The organism is Butyrivibrio sp. XPD2006, assembly GCF_000420865.1.
Classification (GTDB): domain Bacteria; phylum Bacillota; class Clostridia; order Lachnospirales; family Lachnospiraceae; genus Butyrivibrio.
In genome coordinates, this window is sequence record NZ_ATVT01000003.1 from 1 (window position 1) to 16,782 (window position 16,782).

The 16,782-nt window shown below is 43.0% G+C and carries 29 protein-coding genes; 28 read left to right on the forward strand and 1 reads right to left on the reverse strand.

All coding sequences use genetic code 11. The annotated features are described in order from the left end of the window. Positions 1-245 precede the first annotated feature (245 nt). From G590_RS0103805 to G590_RS0103815, 3 genes are all read left to right on the forward strand, one after another. Positions 246-461, forward strand: a complete 216-nt coding sequence (locus G590_RS0103805) for a hypothetical protein (protein WP_022764348.1) — start codon at positions 246-248, stop codon at positions 459-461. A gap of 11 nt (positions 462-472) precedes the next feature. Next, a complete protein-coding gene (locus G590_RS0103810; RefSeq protein WP_022764349.1) occupies positions 473-1,708 on the forward strand; it encodes an AfsR/SARP family transcriptional regulator in 1,236 nt (411 codons plus the stop codon). A 155-nt stretch (positions 1,709-1,863) separates the two neighbouring features. Beyond that, positions 1,864-2,586 carry a GTP pyrophosphokinase gene (locus tag G590_RS0103815; RefSeq protein WP_022764350.1) on the forward strand — a complete coding sequence of 241 codons (723 nt, stop codon included), beginning with the start codon at positions 1,864-1,866 and terminating at the stop codon, positions 2,584-2,586. Between the two features lie 71 nt (positions 2,587-2,657). Here the strand turns inward: G590_RS0103815 and G590_RS0103820 are convergent, their stop codons facing one another. Further along, positions 2,658-3,521, reverse strand: a complete 864-nt coding sequence (locus tag G590_RS0103820; RefSeq protein ID WP_022764351.1) for a class I SAM-dependent methyltransferase — start codon at positions 3,519-3,521, stop codon at positions 2,658-2,660. A 514-nt stretch (positions 3,522-4,035) separates the two neighbouring features. Between G590_RS0103820 and rpsJ the strand changes: the two genes are divergently transcribed. The 25 genes from rpsJ (at position 4,036) to infA (ending at position 16,759) form a co-directional block, all read left to right on the forward strand. Continuing rightward, positions 4,036-4,347 carry a 30S ribosomal protein S10 gene (gene rpsJ / locus G590_RS0103825; RefSeq protein WP_013279995.1) on the forward strand — a complete coding sequence of 104 codons (312 nt, stop codon included), beginning with the start codon at positions 4,036-4,038 and terminating at the stop codon, positions 4,345-4,347. Between the two features lie 153 nt (positions 4,348-4,500). Beyond that, the gene (gene rplC, locus G590_RS0103830; RefSeq protein ID WP_022764352.1) at positions 4,501-5,184 is read left to right on the forward strand and encodes a 50S ribosomal protein L3; all 684 of its coding nucleotides are present in this window, start codon (positions 4,501-4,503) and stop codon (positions 5,182-5,184) included. 26 nt (positions 5,185-5,210) lie between these two features. Further along, positions 5,211-5,834 carry a 50S ribosomal protein L4 gene (gene rplD, locus G590_RS0103835; protein WP_022764353.1) on the forward strand — a complete coding sequence of 208 codons (624 nt, stop codon included), beginning with the start codon at positions 5,211-5,213 and terminating at the stop codon, positions 5,832-5,834. Further along, a complete protein-coding gene (gene rplW, locus G590_RS0103840) occupies positions 5,834-6,133 on the forward strand; it encodes a 50S ribosomal protein L23 (protein ID WP_022764354.1) in 300 nt (99 codons plus the stop codon). Before rplD ends, rplW begins: the two co-directional genes overlap by 1 nt. A gap of 94 nt (positions 6,134-6,227) precedes the next feature. Continuing rightward, the gene (rplB, locus tag G590_RS0103845) at positions 6,228-7,070 is read left to right on the forward strand and encodes a 50S ribosomal protein L2 (protein WP_022764355.1); all 843 of its coding nucleotides are present in this window, start codon (positions 6,228-6,230) and stop codon (positions 7,068-7,070) included. An 11-nt stretch (positions 7,071-7,081) separates the two neighbouring features. After that, positions 7,082-7,372, forward strand: a complete 291-nt coding sequence (gene rpsS, locus G590_RS0103850; protein WP_022764356.1) for a 30S ribosomal protein S19 — start codon at positions 7,082-7,084, stop codon at positions 7,370-7,372. Between the two features lie 31 nt (positions 7,373-7,403). Continuing rightward, positions 7,404-7,799 (forward strand): 50S ribosomal protein L22, encoded by a 396-nt coding sequence (rplV, locus tag G590_RS0103855; RefSeq protein WP_022764357.1) that lies wholly within the window; start codon positions 7,404-7,406, stop codon positions 7,797-7,799. 19 nt (positions 7,800-7,818) lie between these two features. Then, on the forward strand, positions 7,819-8,490 hold the full coding sequence (gene rpsC / locus G590_RS0103860) for a 30S ribosomal protein S3 (protein WP_022764358.1): 672 nt from the start codon (positions 7,819-7,821) through the stop codon (positions 8,488-8,490). Further along, positions 8,490-8,921 carry a 50S ribosomal protein L16 gene (gene rplP / locus G590_RS0103865; RefSeq protein ID WP_022764359.1) on the forward strand — a complete coding sequence of 144 codons (432 nt, stop codon included), beginning with the start codon at positions 8,490-8,492 and terminating at the stop codon, positions 8,919-8,921. Before rpsC ends, rplP begins: the two co-directional genes overlap by 1 nt. After that, on the forward strand, positions 8,918-9,127 hold the full coding sequence (gene rpmC / locus G590_RS0103870; RefSeq protein WP_022764360.1) for a 50S ribosomal protein L29: 210 nt from the start codon (positions 8,918-8,920) through the stop codon (positions 9,125-9,127). The genes rplP and rpmC overlap by 4 nt, the downstream gene beginning before the upstream one ends. A 37-nt stretch (positions 9,128-9,164) precedes the next feature. Next, positions 9,165-9,419, forward strand: a complete 255-nt coding sequence (gene rpsQ, locus G590_RS0103875) for a 30S ribosomal protein S17 (protein WP_013280005.1) — start codon at positions 9,165-9,167, stop codon at positions 9,417-9,419. A 21-nt stretch (positions 9,420-9,440) separates the two neighbouring features. Then, positions 9,441-9,809: a 50S ribosomal protein L14 gene (rplN, locus tag G590_RS0103880; protein WP_022764361.1), complete on the forward strand. Its 369-nt coding sequence runs from the start codon at positions 9,441-9,443 to the stop codon at positions 9,807-9,809. A gap of 12 nt (positions 9,810-9,821) precedes the next feature. Next, a complete protein-coding gene (rplX, locus tag G590_RS0103885; protein ID WP_022764362.1) occupies positions 9,822-10,151 on the forward strand; it encodes a 50S ribosomal protein L24 in 330 nt (109 codons plus the stop codon). Between the two features lie 22 nt (positions 10,152-10,173). Next, positions 10,174-10,713: a 50S ribosomal protein L5 gene (rplE, locus tag G590_RS0103890; RefSeq protein WP_022764363.1), complete on the forward strand. Its 540-nt coding sequence runs from the start codon at positions 10,174-10,176 to the stop codon at positions 10,711-10,713. A 22-nt stretch (positions 10,714-10,735) separates the two neighbouring features. Then, a complete protein-coding gene (locus tag G590_RS0103895; RefSeq protein WP_022764364.1) occupies positions 10,736-10,921 on the forward strand; it encodes a type Z 30S ribosomal protein S14 in 186 nt (61 codons plus the stop codon). A 170-nt stretch (positions 10,922-11,091) separates the two neighbouring features. Next, the gene (gene rpsH / locus G590_RS0103900) at positions 11,092-11,493 is read left to right on the forward strand and encodes a 30S ribosomal protein S8 (protein WP_013280010.1); all 402 of its coding nucleotides are present in this window, start codon (positions 11,092-11,094) and stop codon (positions 11,491-11,493) included. Between the two features lie 15 nt (positions 11,494-11,508). Beyond that, positions 11,509-12,048, forward strand: a complete 540-nt coding sequence (gene rplF, locus G590_RS0103905; protein WP_022764365.1) for a 50S ribosomal protein L6 — start codon at positions 11,509-11,511, stop codon at positions 12,046-12,048. Positions 12,049-12,067: 19 nt separating this feature from the next. Then, a complete protein-coding gene (gene rplR, locus G590_RS0103910; RefSeq protein WP_022764366.1) occupies positions 12,068-12,436 on the forward strand; it encodes a 50S ribosomal protein L18 in 369 nt (122 codons plus the stop codon). 18 nt (positions 12,437-12,454) lie between these two features. Continuing rightward, positions 12,455-12,964: a 30S ribosomal protein S5 gene (rpsE, locus tag G590_RS0103915; RefSeq protein WP_022764367.1), complete on the forward strand. Its 510-nt coding sequence runs from the start codon at positions 12,455-12,457 to the stop codon at positions 12,962-12,964. A gap of 15 nt (positions 12,965-12,979) precedes the next feature. Further along, positions 12,980-13,168, forward strand: a complete 189-nt coding sequence (gene rpmD, locus G590_RS0103920) for a 50S ribosomal protein L30 (RefSeq protein WP_022764368.1) — start codon at positions 12,980-12,982, stop codon at positions 13,166-13,168. Positions 13,169-13,265: 97 nt separating this feature from the next. Further along, positions 13,266-13,706, forward strand: a complete 441-nt coding sequence (rplO, locus tag G590_RS0103925; RefSeq protein ID WP_022764369.1) for a 50S ribosomal protein L15 — start codon at positions 13,266-13,268, stop codon at positions 13,704-13,706. Beyond that, positions 13,706-15,025, forward strand: a complete 1,320-nt coding sequence (gene secY, locus G590_RS0103930) for a preprotein translocase subunit SecY (RefSeq protein ID WP_022764370.1) — start codon at positions 13,706-13,708, stop codon at positions 15,023-15,025. The genes rplO and secY overlap by 1 nt, the downstream gene beginning before the upstream one ends. Before the next feature lie 88 nt (positions 15,026-15,113). Further along, positions 15,114-15,758, forward strand: a complete 645-nt coding sequence (locus G590_RS0103935; RefSeq protein ID WP_022764371.1) for an adenylate kinase — start codon at positions 15,114-15,116, stop codon at positions 15,756-15,758. 4 nt (positions 15,759-15,762) lie between these two features. Beyond that, positions 15,763-16,515: a type I methionyl aminopeptidase gene (gene map / locus G590_RS0103940; protein WP_026493909.1), complete on the forward strand. Its 753-nt coding sequence runs from the start codon at positions 15,763-15,765 to the stop codon at positions 16,513-16,515. Between the two features lie 25 nt (positions 16,516-16,540). Further along, entirely contained in the window at positions 16,541-16,759 is a 219-nt protein-coding gene (gene infA, locus G590_RS0103945; protein ID WP_013280019.1) for a translation initiation factor IF-1, read from the forward strand. Positions 16,760-16,782: the final 23 nt, after the last annotated feature.

Below are 16,782 nucleotides of genomic sequence, written 5' to 3' on the forward strand. Positions count from 1 at the left end.
ATTCATTCTGTCAACTATTTTCGCAGAAAAAAAGACCCCTATACCATTTCTGGTATAAGAGTCTTATTTCCGTCACCCTTAACTTAATGACATTGCACCCATTGGGTGATCTTTTTTATGCTAAAATATCATTCGGCGACAAAAAAAATACAATTCTCGACAACGTTATGATGTGAAATAAATTTTCATGATATGGTTAAAATGAAAAAAAGGAATTTCATTTATGAACCCAAGGGGGCATTTTCATGGAAAAGAAGACGTATAATGAGAACGGTCTTTTGGTCGTAAAGGAAAACTATTACTGTGAACACTTCGAACCGGATGACGGGGCACTGGTTCCGATGAAAGAGTGTTGGTGTTGTAAGTGGTCGAACTTCAGAACTGAGAACAGAAATGGTACAAGCGAAACCTATAGCGTCTGCAATTATGTAGGAAATACAAACGTAGCAGTTAACAAATAGGGGTGTCCTTTATGGAACATGGGGATAAGAGTATATTACAAGTAAATATGTTTGGCGGGCTTGCGATTACTTATGAGGGGAAGAACATATCAATCGGCAAGAACAAGACAGCCAAGTATGTACAGCTTTTGGAGATTGTGTGGCTAAGCGGGGAAGCCGGAATTCAGAAGGAACAGCTGACAAGCATTCTCTATGACAGAGAAGAGCAGTCAAACCTTAGCAACAGCTTCAACAACCTTATATACCAGCTTCACAAGCAGATCAAGAAGTCAGGACTGCCTGACCATGATTATGTTGTAAACAGAGACGGAATCTTTTTTACGGATGACGCCATTGAGCTTGATTCCGATGTCCTCAGGTTTGTTCATAATATTGAACAGGCCAGGGCAGCAGAGGATGAAGCGGATGTAATCTCTTTTTACAAAGCAGCTTTTGATGAATACAAATCAGAAGTGCTTCCGGAGCTGGCGACACAGGAATGGCTTATAATCAAGAGTGTGCAGTATCAGAAGATGTATGCAGAGGCAGTGGTTGCCCTGGGTGCATACTATGAGAAGAAAAAAGATTATGAGACCATGCATCGCATATACAAAAAGGCTGCAGAGCTTTATCCTGACGATGAGTGGCAGATCGGAGAGATCAATGCTCTTATCGGAATGGAAGCATTCAAAGAGGCCTATGCGGTATACGATGAGACTGTAAGGTATTATACCGATGAGCTCGGCGTAACTCCAAGTAATGACCTGCTTGATTGTTATGACAAGATGAGCCGTCAGATTACCAATATACCGGGCAAAATCCTTCAGATCAGAGATGGTATTCTCGAGCACCGCGGTGCTGTTGCCGGAGAAGATGACGGAGCATACGATTGTTCATTCCCGAGCTTTATAGATGCATATCACATCTTGAGCCGCAACATGGAGAGAAGTGGACAATCGGTTTACATGATGCTTCTTAACATTGTTGACTACGAAGGAAAGAGGATTACCAACGCGGCCAAGCTTGAAACCAGGGCTAAGCTTTTACAGGAAGCTATAACACTTACCCTTAGACAGGGAGATACCTTCTGTAAGTACTCGGCATCACAGTTTTTGCTTCTTCTGGTTGGAACCAACAAGGAGAGCTGCAAGACTGTATACAGAAGGCTTCTGAATAAGTTTAAGCTTCTGGCCGGCCCCAGAACAGAGCTTGAGTACAGTGTTGTATCCTTGGCAGATCTGCCGGACAGACTGGCAGAGGCCAAGTAAGCAATAGAAATATTGTGGTTTTTTATGAGGAGGAAATTCCGCGTGGCTTATTGCCATGCGGTTTTTTCTTGAATTCTTAATACTTCGTTCACATATAACGCGGCTGAGTATTGTATAATTTTAAATAGTGAAATACCAGAAAGGAAGTGGAGAAAGTGGCGGTAGATCACCAGAATTACGGAAACCTAAGTTATAAACCAATACCGGGAAGTTCAGAACCTTTTGCCGATGAGGTAACACAGGTTGATATAGAGAAGCTCCTCAGAAAAAGAGATATTACAGATGAGTTCAAGATTCTTATGATGAAGTATGACTGTGCACTTACTGAAGTAAGAACAAGACTTGGTATTCTCAATAAGGAACTCGCACTGAGGAATAAGAGAAACCCTTTTGAATCCATCAAGATGAGACTTAAAACTCCTGTCAGTATTTTTTATAAGCTCGAGAACAAGGGCGTTGATTTTAGCATCGAAAATATCAACGAGTATCTGTCGGATATAGCAGGAATCAGAGTTATCTGTTCCTTTGTTGATGACATTTACATGCTTGCGGATTGTCTTGAGAGGCAGGATGATATCAGGATCCTGCAGCGCAAGGATTACATTGAAACTCCCAAGGATACAGGATACAGAAGCCTTCATCTTATTATTGAGGTTCCCATTTATCTCACTGAGATCAAGGAATACATGAAGGTTGAGGTTCAGTTCAGAACAATAGCAATGGATTTCTGGGCAAGCCTTGAGCATGAGATGAAGTACAAAAAAGACATCGAGAACGCCGAGGTGATCACGGAGGATCTTAAGTTCAGTGCTGACCTTATCAATCAGATAGATATGCGAATGCAACAGATCAGGGAGAAGATCGATGCCTCAAAATAACAGGTAGTTCTTACTATATATAAAGAAGGATGCGCGAGCAGTTCGCGCATCCTTTTAAATTGTGATTGTAATTATCTTGCTGTCCATCTTCCGCTGGCTCCGCAGGGGAGAATAAGACCGTTATTCTTGACCGGGAGTCCGATCTCACCGGCTTCTACATCGCCTTTGTGAATGGGGTCCAGCACAGTGTGAAGCATATATGAAAGTACTGCCGGCTGTAGACCTGTGGTGTATGAGTTAATGAGGAAGAAAAGAGGATTGTCCGAAAGAAGCTGCGATGATAGCTTGATAAACGGGAATACACTGGTCTCGATCTTCCATATTTCACCCTTGGGGCCTCTGCCGTAGGAAGGAGGATCCATGATGATGGCGTCGTACTTATTGCCTCTTCTTATTTCTCTTTCTACAAACTTGGTACAGTCATCTACGAGATACCTGATAGGGGCTTCCGATAAGCCTGATGCAGCCGCGTTTTCTTTTGCCCATGCTACCATACCCTTTGAGGCATCGACATGAGTAACACTGGCGCCGGCTTTGGCAGCCGAAACAGTAGCTCCGCCTGTGTATGCAAAAAGGTTCAGGACTTTGATCGGTCTGTCTGCCTTCTTTATTAAAGAAGAAAACCAATCCCAATTGGCAGCCTGTTCGGGGAAAAGACCGGTGTGCTTAAAGCTGAAGGGCTTGAGATTGAAGGTGAGATCTCTGTAGGTTATGGACCACTCCTCCGGGAGATTGTGGAACTCCCATTCACCGCCGCCCTTGTTGCTGCGGTGATAATGTCCGTTGGGCTTTTTCCATCCGATATGCTTTTTGTCGGTGTTCCAGATTACCTGGGGATCCGGACGAACAAGAAAATAATCGCCCCAACGCTCAAGCTTCTCGCCTGAGGATGTATCAATGACTTCATAGTCTTTCCAATTGTCTGCAATCCACATATTATTTCTCCATAGAATAGTTCTTTTCTTTATTAAATATGATATACTAAATCGATTTTTGTGACAAATGCACGAAACATAATACATCTATATATGGTCAGAGACTATATCGATAACCCAATAGGTTAAAAAACATCAAGAAAAACCTTTATAAAAGGCTGATTTTGTATTAAAAGTGATTAATTTTCAAAAACTTGTTGCATATGCACAAAAAATGTTTTATACTAACAAACGCTGTGACATGATAGCTATGAAGCGTGAGGTTGCTGCTTATCCAGTTGAGCAGGTTTTCCGTGGAGCGAATGTCTAGAGGCCGGAATAATGGCCAAACAAACTGACGACAAGTCACTGTACAGACAATTGTAAGTCTGCCTACTAACCCAAAGGCAGAAACGACGTGTAGAGAGTTCAAAGGCCTTACTTTGTGTTAAGGGTCAGGACACACACGGGAGAGTGTACAGTCACCGCTTGTCGTACTTAGATCAAAAAGTGCGAAAAGGAGGCGACTTTTTTTATGGCAAATCAGGTAATGAGAATTACTCTTAAGGCTTATGATCATCAGCTCGTTGATGCATCAGCCAAGAAGATCATCGAGACAGTCAAGAAGAACGGATCTCAGGTTAGTGGACCAGTGCCTCTTCCTACTAAAAAGGAAGTTGTTACAATCCTCAGAGCGGTTCACAAGTATAAGGATTCCAGAGAGCAGTTCGAGCAGAGAACACACAAGAGACTTATCGATATCATCACACCTACATCCAAGACAGTTGAGGCTCTTCAGAGACTCGAGATGCCTGCAGGTGTAAACATCAACATAAAGATGAAATAATTCGTCTTTATAATATAGAAACTATCAATTCACCTCTACTAGTATGATGCAAGGCGCATGATGCCGTGGTAACTGGAGAATTGTCAGATGACAATTGACGACATTGCGAACGAATTAAGCATCCGCTGTAGACGTAATAAGGAGGTAAATCACATGAAGAAGGCTATTTTAGCTACTAAGGTCGGAATGACCCAGATCTTCAAAGAAGACGGTTCACTGGTTCCTGTAACTGTTCTTCAGGCAGGACCATGCGTGGTAACACAGATCAAAACAGTTGAGAACGATGGTTACAGCGCTGTTCAGGTTGGATTTGTTGACAAGAAGGAAAAGGTTGTTAACAAGGACAAGAACGGTAACAAGACAATCTACCACCGTCACGGAGCAACAAAGGCTGAGCAGGGACATTTCAAGAAGGCTGGAGTTTCTTGCAAGAGATATGTAAGAGAGTTCAAGTTCGAGAATGCTGCTGATTATGCACTTGGTGCTGAGATCAAGGCTGATATCTTCGCTGAGGGCGACAAGATTGATGCAACAGCTGTTTCAAAGGGAAAAGGATTCCAGGGTGCTATTAAGAAGAACGGTCAGCACAGAGGACCTATGGCACACGGTTCCAAGTTCCACCGTCATCAGGGTTCTAATGGTTCCAGTTCAGATCCTAGCCGCGTATTTAAGGGCAAGGGAATGCCTGGTCACATGGGCAGCGTAAAGGTAACAGTTCAGAATCTTGAGGTTGTAAGAGTAGATGCAGACAAGAATCTTATTCTTGTAAAGGGCGCTATTCCTGGACCTAAGAAGGGACTTGTTGCTATCAAGGAAACCGTAAAGGTTGAAAACTAATAAAGCGCGAAAGGAGGACCATACAGATGGCTAATGTATCTGTTTACAATATGGAAGGCAAAGAAGTTGGCAAGATCGATTTAAACGATGCTATCTTCGGAGTTGAAGTAAATGAACATCTCGTACACATGGCAGTTCTTCAGCAGCTCGCTGACAAGCGCCAGGGTACACAGAAAGCAAAGACACGTTCTGAAGTTTCCGGAGGCGGAAGAAAGCCTTGGAGACAGAAGGGAACAGGTCACGCAAGACAGGGATCTATCAGAGCTCCTCAGTGGAAGGGCGGCGGAGTTGTATTCGCTCCGGTTCCAAGAGATTACTCTTTCAAGATGAACAAGAAGGAGAAGAGAGCAGCTCTTAAGTCTGCACTTACAGACAAGGCTCAGAACAACAACCTTATCGTAGTTGACGAGCTTAAGTTCGATGAGATCAAGACTAAGAAGTTTGCAGAGGTTATGAACAACCTCAAGGCTACACGTAAGGCACTTGTAGTACTTGCTGACAACGATCAGAATGTAGTACTTTCAGCAAGAAACCTTGCAGAGGCTAACACAACACTTACAAACACACTTAATGTTTATGATATCGTAAACGCTAGAACACTCGTCCTTACAAAGGATGCAGTTGCTAAGATAGAGGAGGTGTATTGCTAATGGCAGCATTACAGTATTATGACGTAATCCTTAAGCCTGTTCTTACAGAGAAGAGTATGAACGCAATGGCAGATAAGAAGTACACTTTCCTTGTTAATCCTGAAGCTAACAAGACACAGATCAAGGAAGCTGTAGAGAAGATGTTCGAGGGAACAAAGGTTAAGAAAGTTAACACCCTCAACGCTGACGGCAAGATGAAGAGACGTGGTATGACAATTGGTTTCACAGCTAAGACTAAGAAGGCAATTGTTCAGCTCACAGAGGACAGCAAGGACATCGAAATCTTCCAGGGACTCTAATTAAGAACCAGTAAATATACGTGCGAATCCAAATTGAGTCCGGGATTCAGCGCACAGCGCCGGGCACGTGATAAAAACAAAAGGAGAAATAATCATGGGAATTAAGAAATACGGCCCATATACCCCATCCAGAAGAAACATGACTGGATCTGATTTTTCAGAGATTACAAAGAGCACTCCTGAGAAGTCACTCATTGTTTCAAAGAACAGCAAGGCTGGTCGTAACAATCAGGGTAAGATCACAGTAAGACATCGTGGATGCGGCGGCAGAGTTAAGTACAGAATCGTTGATTTCAAGAGAAACAAGGACGATATGCCTGCAAAGGTTATCGGAATTGAGTATGATCCTAACAGATCAGCAAATATCGCACTTATCCAGTACGAGGATGGCACAAAGGCTTATATCCTTGCACCTAACGGATTAACAGATGGCATGACAGTTATGAACGGTGCTAACGCAGAGATCCGTGTTGGTAACTGCCTCCCACTTTCACAGATTCCTGTCGGTGAAAACGTACACAACATCGAGCTTTATCCTGGAAAGGGCGGACAGATGGTTCGTTCAGCAGGAAACGCTGCACAGCTCATGGCTAAAGAAGGTAAGTACGCAACACTTCGTCTTCCTTCAGGTGAGATGAGAATGGTTCCTATCGAGTGCAGAGCAACAATCGGTGTTGTAGGAAATGGTGATCACAACCTTATCAACTATGGTAAAGCCGGACGTATTCGTCACATGGGCATCCGTCCTACAGTTCGTGGTTCAGTTATGAACCCTAACGACCATCCACACGGTGGTGGAGAAGGAAGAGCTCCTATCGGACGTTCTGGTCCTAGCACACCTTGGGGTAAGCCAGCTCTTGGTTATAAGACACGTAAGGCTAAGAAGGCTTCCAACAAGCTCATCGTAAGAAGAAGAAACGGTAAAGCCATCAAATAAGGAGGAATAAAATGTCTAGATCACTTAAAAAGGGACCTTTTGCAGACGCAAGCCTGCTTAAGAAGATAGATGCTATGAACGCAGAGGGCCAGAAGCAGATTATCAAGACTTGGTCACGTCGTTCTACAATTTTCCCGTCTTTTGTTGGACACACTATCGCTGTTCATGACGGAAGAAAGCATATTCCTGTATATGTTACTGAAGATATGGTTGGACACAAGCTCGGTGAGTTCGTTCCTACCAGAACCTTCAAAGGACATGCTGGAAATTCTCCCGTTGAGAGAAAGAGCAGCATAAACTAATTAGTTATTCAATGAAAGGAGGTCTACTAACGTGGAAAAGGAAATTAAGCATAGATCACAAATTAAAAGAGCAAGAAATCGTGACAATAGAGAGACAAGACCTTTTGCTAAGTTATCTTACGCAAGAATACCAGTTCAGAAGGCATGCTTCGTAATGGACGCTATCAGAGGAAAGGATGTTGAGACTGCACTTGCAATCCTTGCATACAATCCAAGATATGCATCAAGCGTTATCTACAAGCTCCTCAACAGTGCTGTAGCAAACGCTGAGAACAACAAGGGTATGAACAGAGCTAATCTCTATGTTGCTGAGTGTACAGCAAGCAACGGCCCTATCATGAAGAGAATTCAGCCTAGAGCACAGGGCAGAGCTTACAGAATCAACAAGAGAATGAGTCATCTGACTGTTGTATTGGACGAGAGATAATTGAAAGGAGAACCAAGTAATGGGACAGAAAGTTAATCCTCATGGCCTCAGAGTTGGTGTTATCGCTGACTGGGATTCAAAGTGGTATGCTGAGTCATCAGATTTCGCTAACAATCTGGTTGAAGATTACAATATCAGAAAATTTCTGAAGAAGAAGTTATATGCTGCCGGTGTTTCTAAGATTGAGATCGAGAGAGCATCAGACAGAGTAAAGGTTATCGTATACACAGCTAAGCCCGGTGTTGTAATCGGTAAGGGCGGAGCTGAGATCGAAGTAACAAAGAAGGAGCTTTCAAAGCTCACAGACAAGAAAGTTCTTGTTGACATCAAAGAGATCAAGAAGCCTGATAAGGATGCACAGCTTGTTGCAGAGAACATTGCACAGCAGCTTGAGAACCGTGTATCTTTCAGAAGAGCTATGAAGTCTTGCATGAGCAGAACAATGAAGACAGATGCCCTTGGTATCAAGGCTTGCTGCTCAGGACGTCTTGGTGGCGCAGATATCGCTCGTTCAGAGTTCTACAGTGAGGGTACTATTCCTCTTCAGACACTCAGAGCAGATATTGACTATGGTTTTGCTGAGGCTGACACAACTTACGGAAAAGTTGGTGTAAAGGTATGGATCTATAAGGGTGAAGTACTTAAGTCAAAGGCAGTTGAGAATTCAGATAAGGAAGGGAGCGATAAATAATGTTAATGCCAAAGAGAGTTAAGCACCGCAAGCAGTTCCGCGGTTCAATGGCTCATAAAATCACTCGTGGTAACACAATCACTTATGGTGAGTTCGGAATTGTTGCGCTTGAGCCTTGCTGGATCAATTCAAACCAGATTGAGGCAGCCCGTGTAGCTATGACACGTTTCATCAAGCGTGGTGGTCAGGTATGGATCAAGATTTTCCCTGACAAGCCAATCACCTTAAAGCCTCTTGGAACACGTATGGGTTCCGGTAAGGGTGCAACTGATAGATGGGTAGCTGTTGTTAAGCCTGGTCGTGTAATGTTCGAAATCGGTGGAGTTGCCGAGGCCGATGCGAGAGAAGCTCTTCGTCTTGCGACACACAAGCTTCCTTGCAAATGCAAGATCGTTTCAAAGGCTGATTTGGAAGGCGGTGTATCTAAATGAAGACAAATAAGTATGTAGAAGAGCTTCTGGCTAAGTCATCAGAAGAGCTCCAGACAGAGCTTGTAACAGCTAAGAAGGAACTTTTCAATCTGAAATTCCAGAACGCTACAAACCAGCTGGATAATACAGCAAGAATCAAAGAAGTAAGAAGAAATATTGCAAGAATCCAGACTGTAATAACACAGAATGCTAAGGCTGCTAACTAAGCCTGTGAGAGCCTAAATCTAAAAGGAGAAATTGATCGTGGAAAGAAATTTAAGAAAAACGCGTGTTGGTAAAGTAACAAGCGATAAGATGGATAAGACCATCACAGTTTCCATTGAGGACCATGTTAAGCACCCTCTTTACAAGAAGATCGTAAAGAGAACCTATAAGCTTAAAGCTCATGACGAGAACAACGAGTGCCGTATTGGTGACACAGTTAAGGTCATGGAGACAAAGCCAATCTCCAAGGATAAGAGATGGAGACTTGTATCCATTATTGAACGTGCAAAGTAATTCGAAAAAAGGAGAAATATCATGATTCAGCAGGAAAGTAGACTTAGAGTCGCTGATAACACAGGTGCTAAAGAGCTTCTTACAATCCGTGTTATGGGTGGATCTACAAGAAGATATGCGAGAATCGGCGACACAATCGTAGCTTCTGTTAAAGAAGCAACACCCGGTGGAGTTGTAAAGAAGGGTGATGTTGTAAAGGCTGTTGTCGTTCGTACTGTTAAAGAGACACGTCGTAAGGACGGTTCCTACATCAGATTTGATGAGAACGCTGCTGTTGTTATCAATGAAGATGGTACGCCTAAGGGAACACGTATTTTTGGACCAGTAGCTAGAGAGCTTCGTGAGAAGAAGTTCATGAAGATTCTTTCTCTTGCTCCTGAAGTATTATAAGGAGGCGCCTAGATGTCAACAAGTAAGATCAAGAAGGGCGATACTGTAAGAGTTATCGCTGGAAAAGAGCTCGGCAAGGAAGGCAAGGTTCTTTCTGTTGATGCTAAGAACGGAAGGGTAGTCGTTGAGGGCCTTAACAAGGCTACAATACACGAGAAGCCTTCAGCAAAGAATCCTAATGGCGGAGTGGTTGAGAGAGAAGCTGCTCTTGATATCTCAAACGTTGTTTATCTTCATAAGGGACAGCCTACCAAGATCGGATTCAAGGTTGAGAAGGACGAGAATGGTAAGGTTGTAAAGAAGAACCGTGTTGCTAAGAAGACTGGCGACATTATCGACTAATAGGGAAAGGAGGTAAATTACGTTGAGTAGATATAAGGATTTATACAAGAATGAGATCGTTGATGCTATGACAAAGAAGTTCGGTTACAAGAATGTAATGGAAGTTCCGAAGCTCGACAAGATCGTTATCAATATGGGTGTTGGAGAAGCAAAGGAGAATGCTAAGCTTCTTGAGAACGCTGCAAATGATATGACTATTATTTCAGGTCAGAAGCCTGTTATCACAAAGGCTAAGAAGTCAATCGCTAACTTTAAGTTAAGAGAGGGTATGCCTATCGGATGCAAGGTAACTCTTCGTGGTGACAAGATGTACGATTTCCTTGATCGTCTCGTAAACCTTGCACTTCCTCGTGTACGTGACTTCAGAGGAATCAATCCTAACTCTTTCGACGGAAGAGGTAACTATGCACTTGGTATCAAGGAGCAGCTTATCTTCCCTGAGATCGAGTATGACAAGATTGATAAGACAAGAGGTATGGATATCATTTTCACAACAACTGCTAAGACAGACGAAGAGGCCAGAGAGCTTCTTACACTGTTCAATATGCCTTTTGCAAAGTAATTAAGGAGGGAAATAAGACACAATGGCTAAATTATCCATGAAGTTGAAACAGCAGATGAAACCAAAGTTCTCTACACGTGCTTATAACCGTTGTAAGATCTGCGGTCGTCCTCATGCTTATCTCAGAAAGTACGGAATCTGCAGAATTTGCTTCCGTGAGCTTGCATATAAGGGCGAGATTCCCGGTGTTCGTAAGGCATCTTGGTAATCTGCGAGAGCAGAATTAACTCGTGACCCTGGGATGGGGGTCACATGTATTAAAAAATTAGTATTACTCTAAGAAATGAGAAACACATAAGCGCGCATTGCGGCTTCGTGTCTCTGCTCAATTCGGGGAGTAGTAAGGCGAAGCAAAAATAATTAAGGAGGCAATTTAAAATGGCAATGAACGATCCTATTGCAGATATGCTTACAAGAATCCGTAACGCAAATACTGCAAAGCATGACACTGTTGATGTTCCTTCTTCAAAGATGAAGCTTGCAATTGCAAACATTCTTCTTGAGGAGGGTTATATTAAGAAGCTTGACGTTGTTGAAGATGGCGCTTTCAAGAATCTTCACATCACTCTTAAGTACGGTGCTGACAGAAACGATAAGGTTATCACAGGTCTTAAGAGAATCTCAAAGCCTGGTCTTCGTGTATACGCAGGCAAGGATGAGCTTCCCAGAGTATTAGGTGGTCTTGGTATTGCAATTATTTCTACAAACCAGGGCGTTGTAACTGATAAAAAGGCAAGAGAGCTCCAGGTTGGTGGCGAAGTTCTTGCATTCATTTGGTAAATTGGAGGTACGGGCATGTCACGAATTGGAAAAATGCCAATCGCAGTTCCTGCTGGTGTAACAGTAGAAGTTGCAGAAAATAATAAGGTGACTGTAAAGGGACCTAAGGGAACCCTTACAAGAGTATTCCCTGCAGAGATTTCTTTTGAGCAGGAGAATGGACAGATCGAGGTTAAGAGACCAGACGATCAGAAGAAGACTAGAGCATTACATGGTCTTTCAAGAAGCCTTCTCAACAACATGGTTGTTGGTGTAACAGATGGTTTCGAGAAGAAGCTTGAGGTTAACGGTGTAGGTTACAGAGCTGCTAAGAATGGTAAGACACTCTCTCTGACACTTGGTTATTCACACCCTGTAGAGCTTGTTGATCCTGAAGGAGTTGAGACAGTTGTAGAGGGACAGACAATCACAGTTAAGGGAATTGACAAAGAGGCGGTTGGCCAGCACGCTGCAATCATCAGAGAAAAGAGAGCTCCAGAGCCATATAAGGGCAAGGGTATCAAGTATGCTGATGAGGTTATCAGACGTAAAGTTGGTAAGACCGGTAAGAAATAATTAAGAAGGAGAGTGCACAATGGTTAGTAAGGAATCAAGATCAAAAATTCGTGCTAAAAAGCACATGAGAATCCGTAATCGTTTCAGCGGCAGTGCTGAGAGACCTAGACTCGCAGTATTCAGAAGCAATAACCACGTATATGCTCAGGTTATTGATGACGTAAATGGCACAACACTTGTATCTGCTTCTACTACTGAGAAGGATATCAAGGCTGAGCTCAAGAATACAGACGACATCGAAGCAGCAACAAAGATCGGAGATGTTGTAGCAAAGAGAGCATTAGAGAAGGGTATCAAAGCCGTAGTTTTTGATAGAGGCGGTTATATCTATCATGGTAAGGTTAAGGCTCTTGCTGATGCAGCCAGAGAAGCTGGCCTTGAATTCTAAGAAGGGAGAAGTTTACAAATGAAGCGTAATATCGTTGATGCAAGTCAGCTCGAATTAACAGATAAAGTTGTAACCATCAAGCGTGTTACAAAGGTTGTTAAAGGTGGACGTAACATGAAGTTCACAGCCCTTGTAGTTGTTGGTGACAACAACGGACACGTTGGTGTTGGTCTGGGTAAGTCAACAGAAATCCCGGATGCTATCCGTAAGGGTAAGGAAGATGCTACTAAGAACCTTATTACTGTTCCTCTTGATGAGAACAACAGTATCACACATGATTTCATCGGTAAGTTCGGCTCAGCTGAAGTTTTACTGAAGAGATCACCTGAAGGTACCGGTATCATCGCTGGTGGTCCTGCTCGTTCTGTATGTGAGCTTGCAGGTATCAGAAACATCAGAACAAAGTCACTTGGTTCAAATAACAAGCAGAACGTTGTATATGCTACAATCAATGGTCTTGCTCAGTTAAAGACACCTGAAGAGGTAGCAGCAAAGCGCGGTAAGTCTGTAGCAGAAGTTACTGCATAATAGGAGGAAAAATCAATGGCAAGCGAGAAGAAACTTAAGATCACATTGGTTAAGTCCACAATTGGCGCTGTACCTAAGCAGGTAGCAACAGTAAAATCAATGGGATTCAAGAAGCTTAACAGCAGTGTTGAGCTGCCTGACAACTCTGCAACAAGAGGTCAGATCCAGCAGATCAGACACCTTGTTAAGGTTGAAGAAATCTAATTAACATTACAATCATCCGAAACCGTTTTACGATAGCGCGAGTGGCCTTTGGCTGCGTATAGCGCTTGGGGTTTCGGCAATAATAAGGAGGAATATCATGGAATTATCCAACTTAAGACCCGCTGAGGGTTCTGTTCAGAGCGATAATTTTAGAAGAGGCCGTGGACATGGTTCAGGAAACGGTAAGACAGCCGGTAAGGGACACAAGGGTCAGAAGGCTCGTTCTGGAGCACCAAGACCTGGTTTCGAAGGTGGTCAGATGCCTCTGTTCAGAAGACTTCCTAAGAGAGGCTTCAAGAATATCAATCATAAGAATATCGTTGGAATCAACGTTTGTGCTCTTGACGTATTTGAAGATGGTGCAGTTGTAGATGTACAGGCACTCAAGGATCAGGGTATAATCAAGAAAGAGCTTGATGGAGTTAAGATCCTTGGAAACGGCGAGATTACTAAGAAGCTTACGGTTAAGGCTAATGCTTTCAGTGCAGCAGCTAAGGAGAAGATCGAGGCACTTGGTGGAACAACAGAGGTGATCTAATGTTTAAATCCCTAATGAATGCATTAAAGGTCAAAGAAATAAGAATGAAGATTCTTTTTACTTTCTTAATGCTCTGCGTAATCAGACTCGGATCAGCTATTCCCGTACCGGGAATGAACACAGCTGTTTTCCGTAACTGGTTTTCCGGACTTACAGAGAGTGATGCTTTTGGCTTTATGGATCGATTCACCGGTGGATCATTTGAGAACATGTCAATTCTGGCACTCAATATCACACCGTACATCACATCTTCCATTATCATTCAGCTTCTCACAATTGCAATTCCCAAGTTTGAGGAATGGCAGAGAGACGGCGAGGATGGAAGAAAGAAACTTACAGCGCTTACAAGATACATCACTATCGCATTAGCGCTTATCGAGTCCATCGCAATGGCAATCGGTTTCTACAGAAACACAGGATTCCTCACAGAGCAGAATCCTTTCATCGTAGTTCAGATTGTAGCAGCTCTTACAGCTGGTAGTGCATTCCTGATGTGGGTTGGTGAGAGAATCACCGAGAATGGGGTTGGAAACGGAATTTCTATTGTCCTGACTATTAACATTCTTTCAAGAATGCCGTCAGACATCAGCTCATTATTTGAGCAGTTCGTAAGTGGAAAGCCTATTGCTAGGGGAGTGGTTTCAGCAGTTATTATTTTAGCTGTTATAGTTGCAATGGTAGTACTTGTAGTTCTTCTTAACGGTGCTGAGCGCAGGATTCCTGTACAGTATGCTAAGAAGATTCAGGGAAGAAAGAGCTACGGTGGTCAGCGTTCAGAGATTCCTCTGAAGGTCAACACTGCAGGTGTTATGCCTATCATCTTTGCTATGTCACTCTTCCAGTTCCCAATCATCATCAGCCAGCTGGCTGGTTATCAGGGATCAGGTGCTTGGGGTAAGGTTCTTGCCTACCTCAACCAGAGTAACTGGTGCAATCCAAACCATTGGAATTATTCAATTGGACTTTTAGTTTACATTTTATTACTTATCTTCTTCGCGTATTTCTATACATCAATTACCTTCAATCCTATTGAGATTGCAGATAATATGAAGAAGCAGGGCGGATTTATACCCGGAATCAGACCCGGTAAGCCTACAAGTGATTACCTTACAGGTATCCTCAACTACATCATTTTCATTGGAGCATGTGGACTGACAATTATCGGTGTACTTCCAATCTTCTTTAATGGTGTATTTGGCGCAAGTGTTTCATTCGGAGGAACATCACTTATCATCGTAGTAAGTGTTATCCTTGAGACAATCAAGCAGATTGAATCACAGATGCTTGTTCGTAATTACAAAGGTTTCCTGGAAGATTAAGCTATGATACAATAATAAGAGGCGTCAGGGTCTGCGCTTTGCAGATCTTGAAACCTCTTATCTTAATTTTTGAGAAGGGTGAATGAGTATGAAAATTATTATGTTAGGTGCACCTGGTGCAGGAAAAGGAACACAGGCTAAGATGATCGCGGAGAAGTTTAATATTCCGCACATCTCTACAGGAGATATCTTCAGAGCCAACATTAAGAACGGTACAGAACTTGGCAAAAAGGCCAAGGAGTTTATGGACAAGGGACAGCTCGTACCTGATGAGCTTACTGTTGAGATTCTTCTTGACAGAGTAGCTGCTGATGATTGCAAGAACGGATATGTTCTTGACGGATTCCCACGTACCATCCCACAGGCAGATGTTCTTGATAAAGAGCTTACCAAGCTCGGCGACAAGGTTGATTTCGCAATCAATGTAGATGTTCCGGATGAGAACATTGTTCGCAGAATGTCAGGAAGAAGAGCATGCCTTAAGTGTGGCGCAACCTATCATATTGAGCACATTCCTCCAAAGCAGGAAGGAATCTGTGATAAATGTGGAAGCGAGCTTGTTCAGAGAGACGATGATAAGCCTGAGACAGTACAGAACAGATTATCAGTTTATCATGAGCAGACTCAGCCTCTTATTGACTACTACAACAAGAAGAACATCTTGAAGTCAGTAGACGGAACAAAAGACATGCAGGAAGTTTTCAGTGATATTGTTAATATCTTAAACGCATAAGAATATGGCTATTACGATCAAAACTGATGAAGAAATAGAACTTATGCGACAGTCGGGGCATCTTTTAGCAAAAGTTCATGATGAACTGCATGCTGCTCTAAGACCCGGAATCTCTACCTTTGAGCTGGATGAGATCGGCGAGAAGGCTATCCGTGCACTTGGTGGAATACCAAACTGCAAGAACTATGAGGGATTTCCTGCCTCTGTTTGCATATCTGTGAATGACGAAGTCGTTCACGGAATACCAAGTAAAGATAGGATCCTTGTTGAAGGTGACATTGTCACCTTCGACACGGGACTTATATATAAAGGCTTTCATTCTGACGCAGCAAGGACATGGGGCGTCGGCAAGATCAGTGACGAAGCACAGGATCTTATTGATGTGGCCAGGGACAGCTTTTTTGAAGGCATCAAAAAAGCCAGAGCAGGGCACAGACTGCATGAAATATCAAGGGCAGTTGATGATTATGTGACCGGTCACGGATATGGCGTTGTCAGAGAGCTTACGGGACATGGAATAGGCAAGAGCCTGCATGAAGACCCGATAGTACCAAACTACAAAAAGTTTTGGCCGGGACCTAAGCTTAAAAAAGGCATGACCATATGTGTCGAACCCATGATTACTCTCGGAGAGAGATATGTAGGCTGGTTGGATGACGAATGGACAGTAGTTACCGTTGATGGTAAGCTGTCTGCCCATTATGAGAATACAATAGCCATCACGGATGGTGAACCAGAGATACTGACTATCATTTGACAGTAAGGATTTAAGGAGGAAAAAGATGTCAAAGGCTGATGTAATTGAAATTGAAGGTAAGGTTATTGAGAAGCTGCCCAACACAATGTTCCAGGTTGAGCTCGAGAACGGACACGTTGTTCTTGCTCATATCAGCGGCAAGCTCAGACAGAACTTCATCAGAATTCTCCCGGGTGATAAGGTAACACTTGAGCTTTCACCTTATGATCTTACAAAGGGCAGAATCATTTGGAGAGATAAATAATAACATATCGATAATTTGTGGTA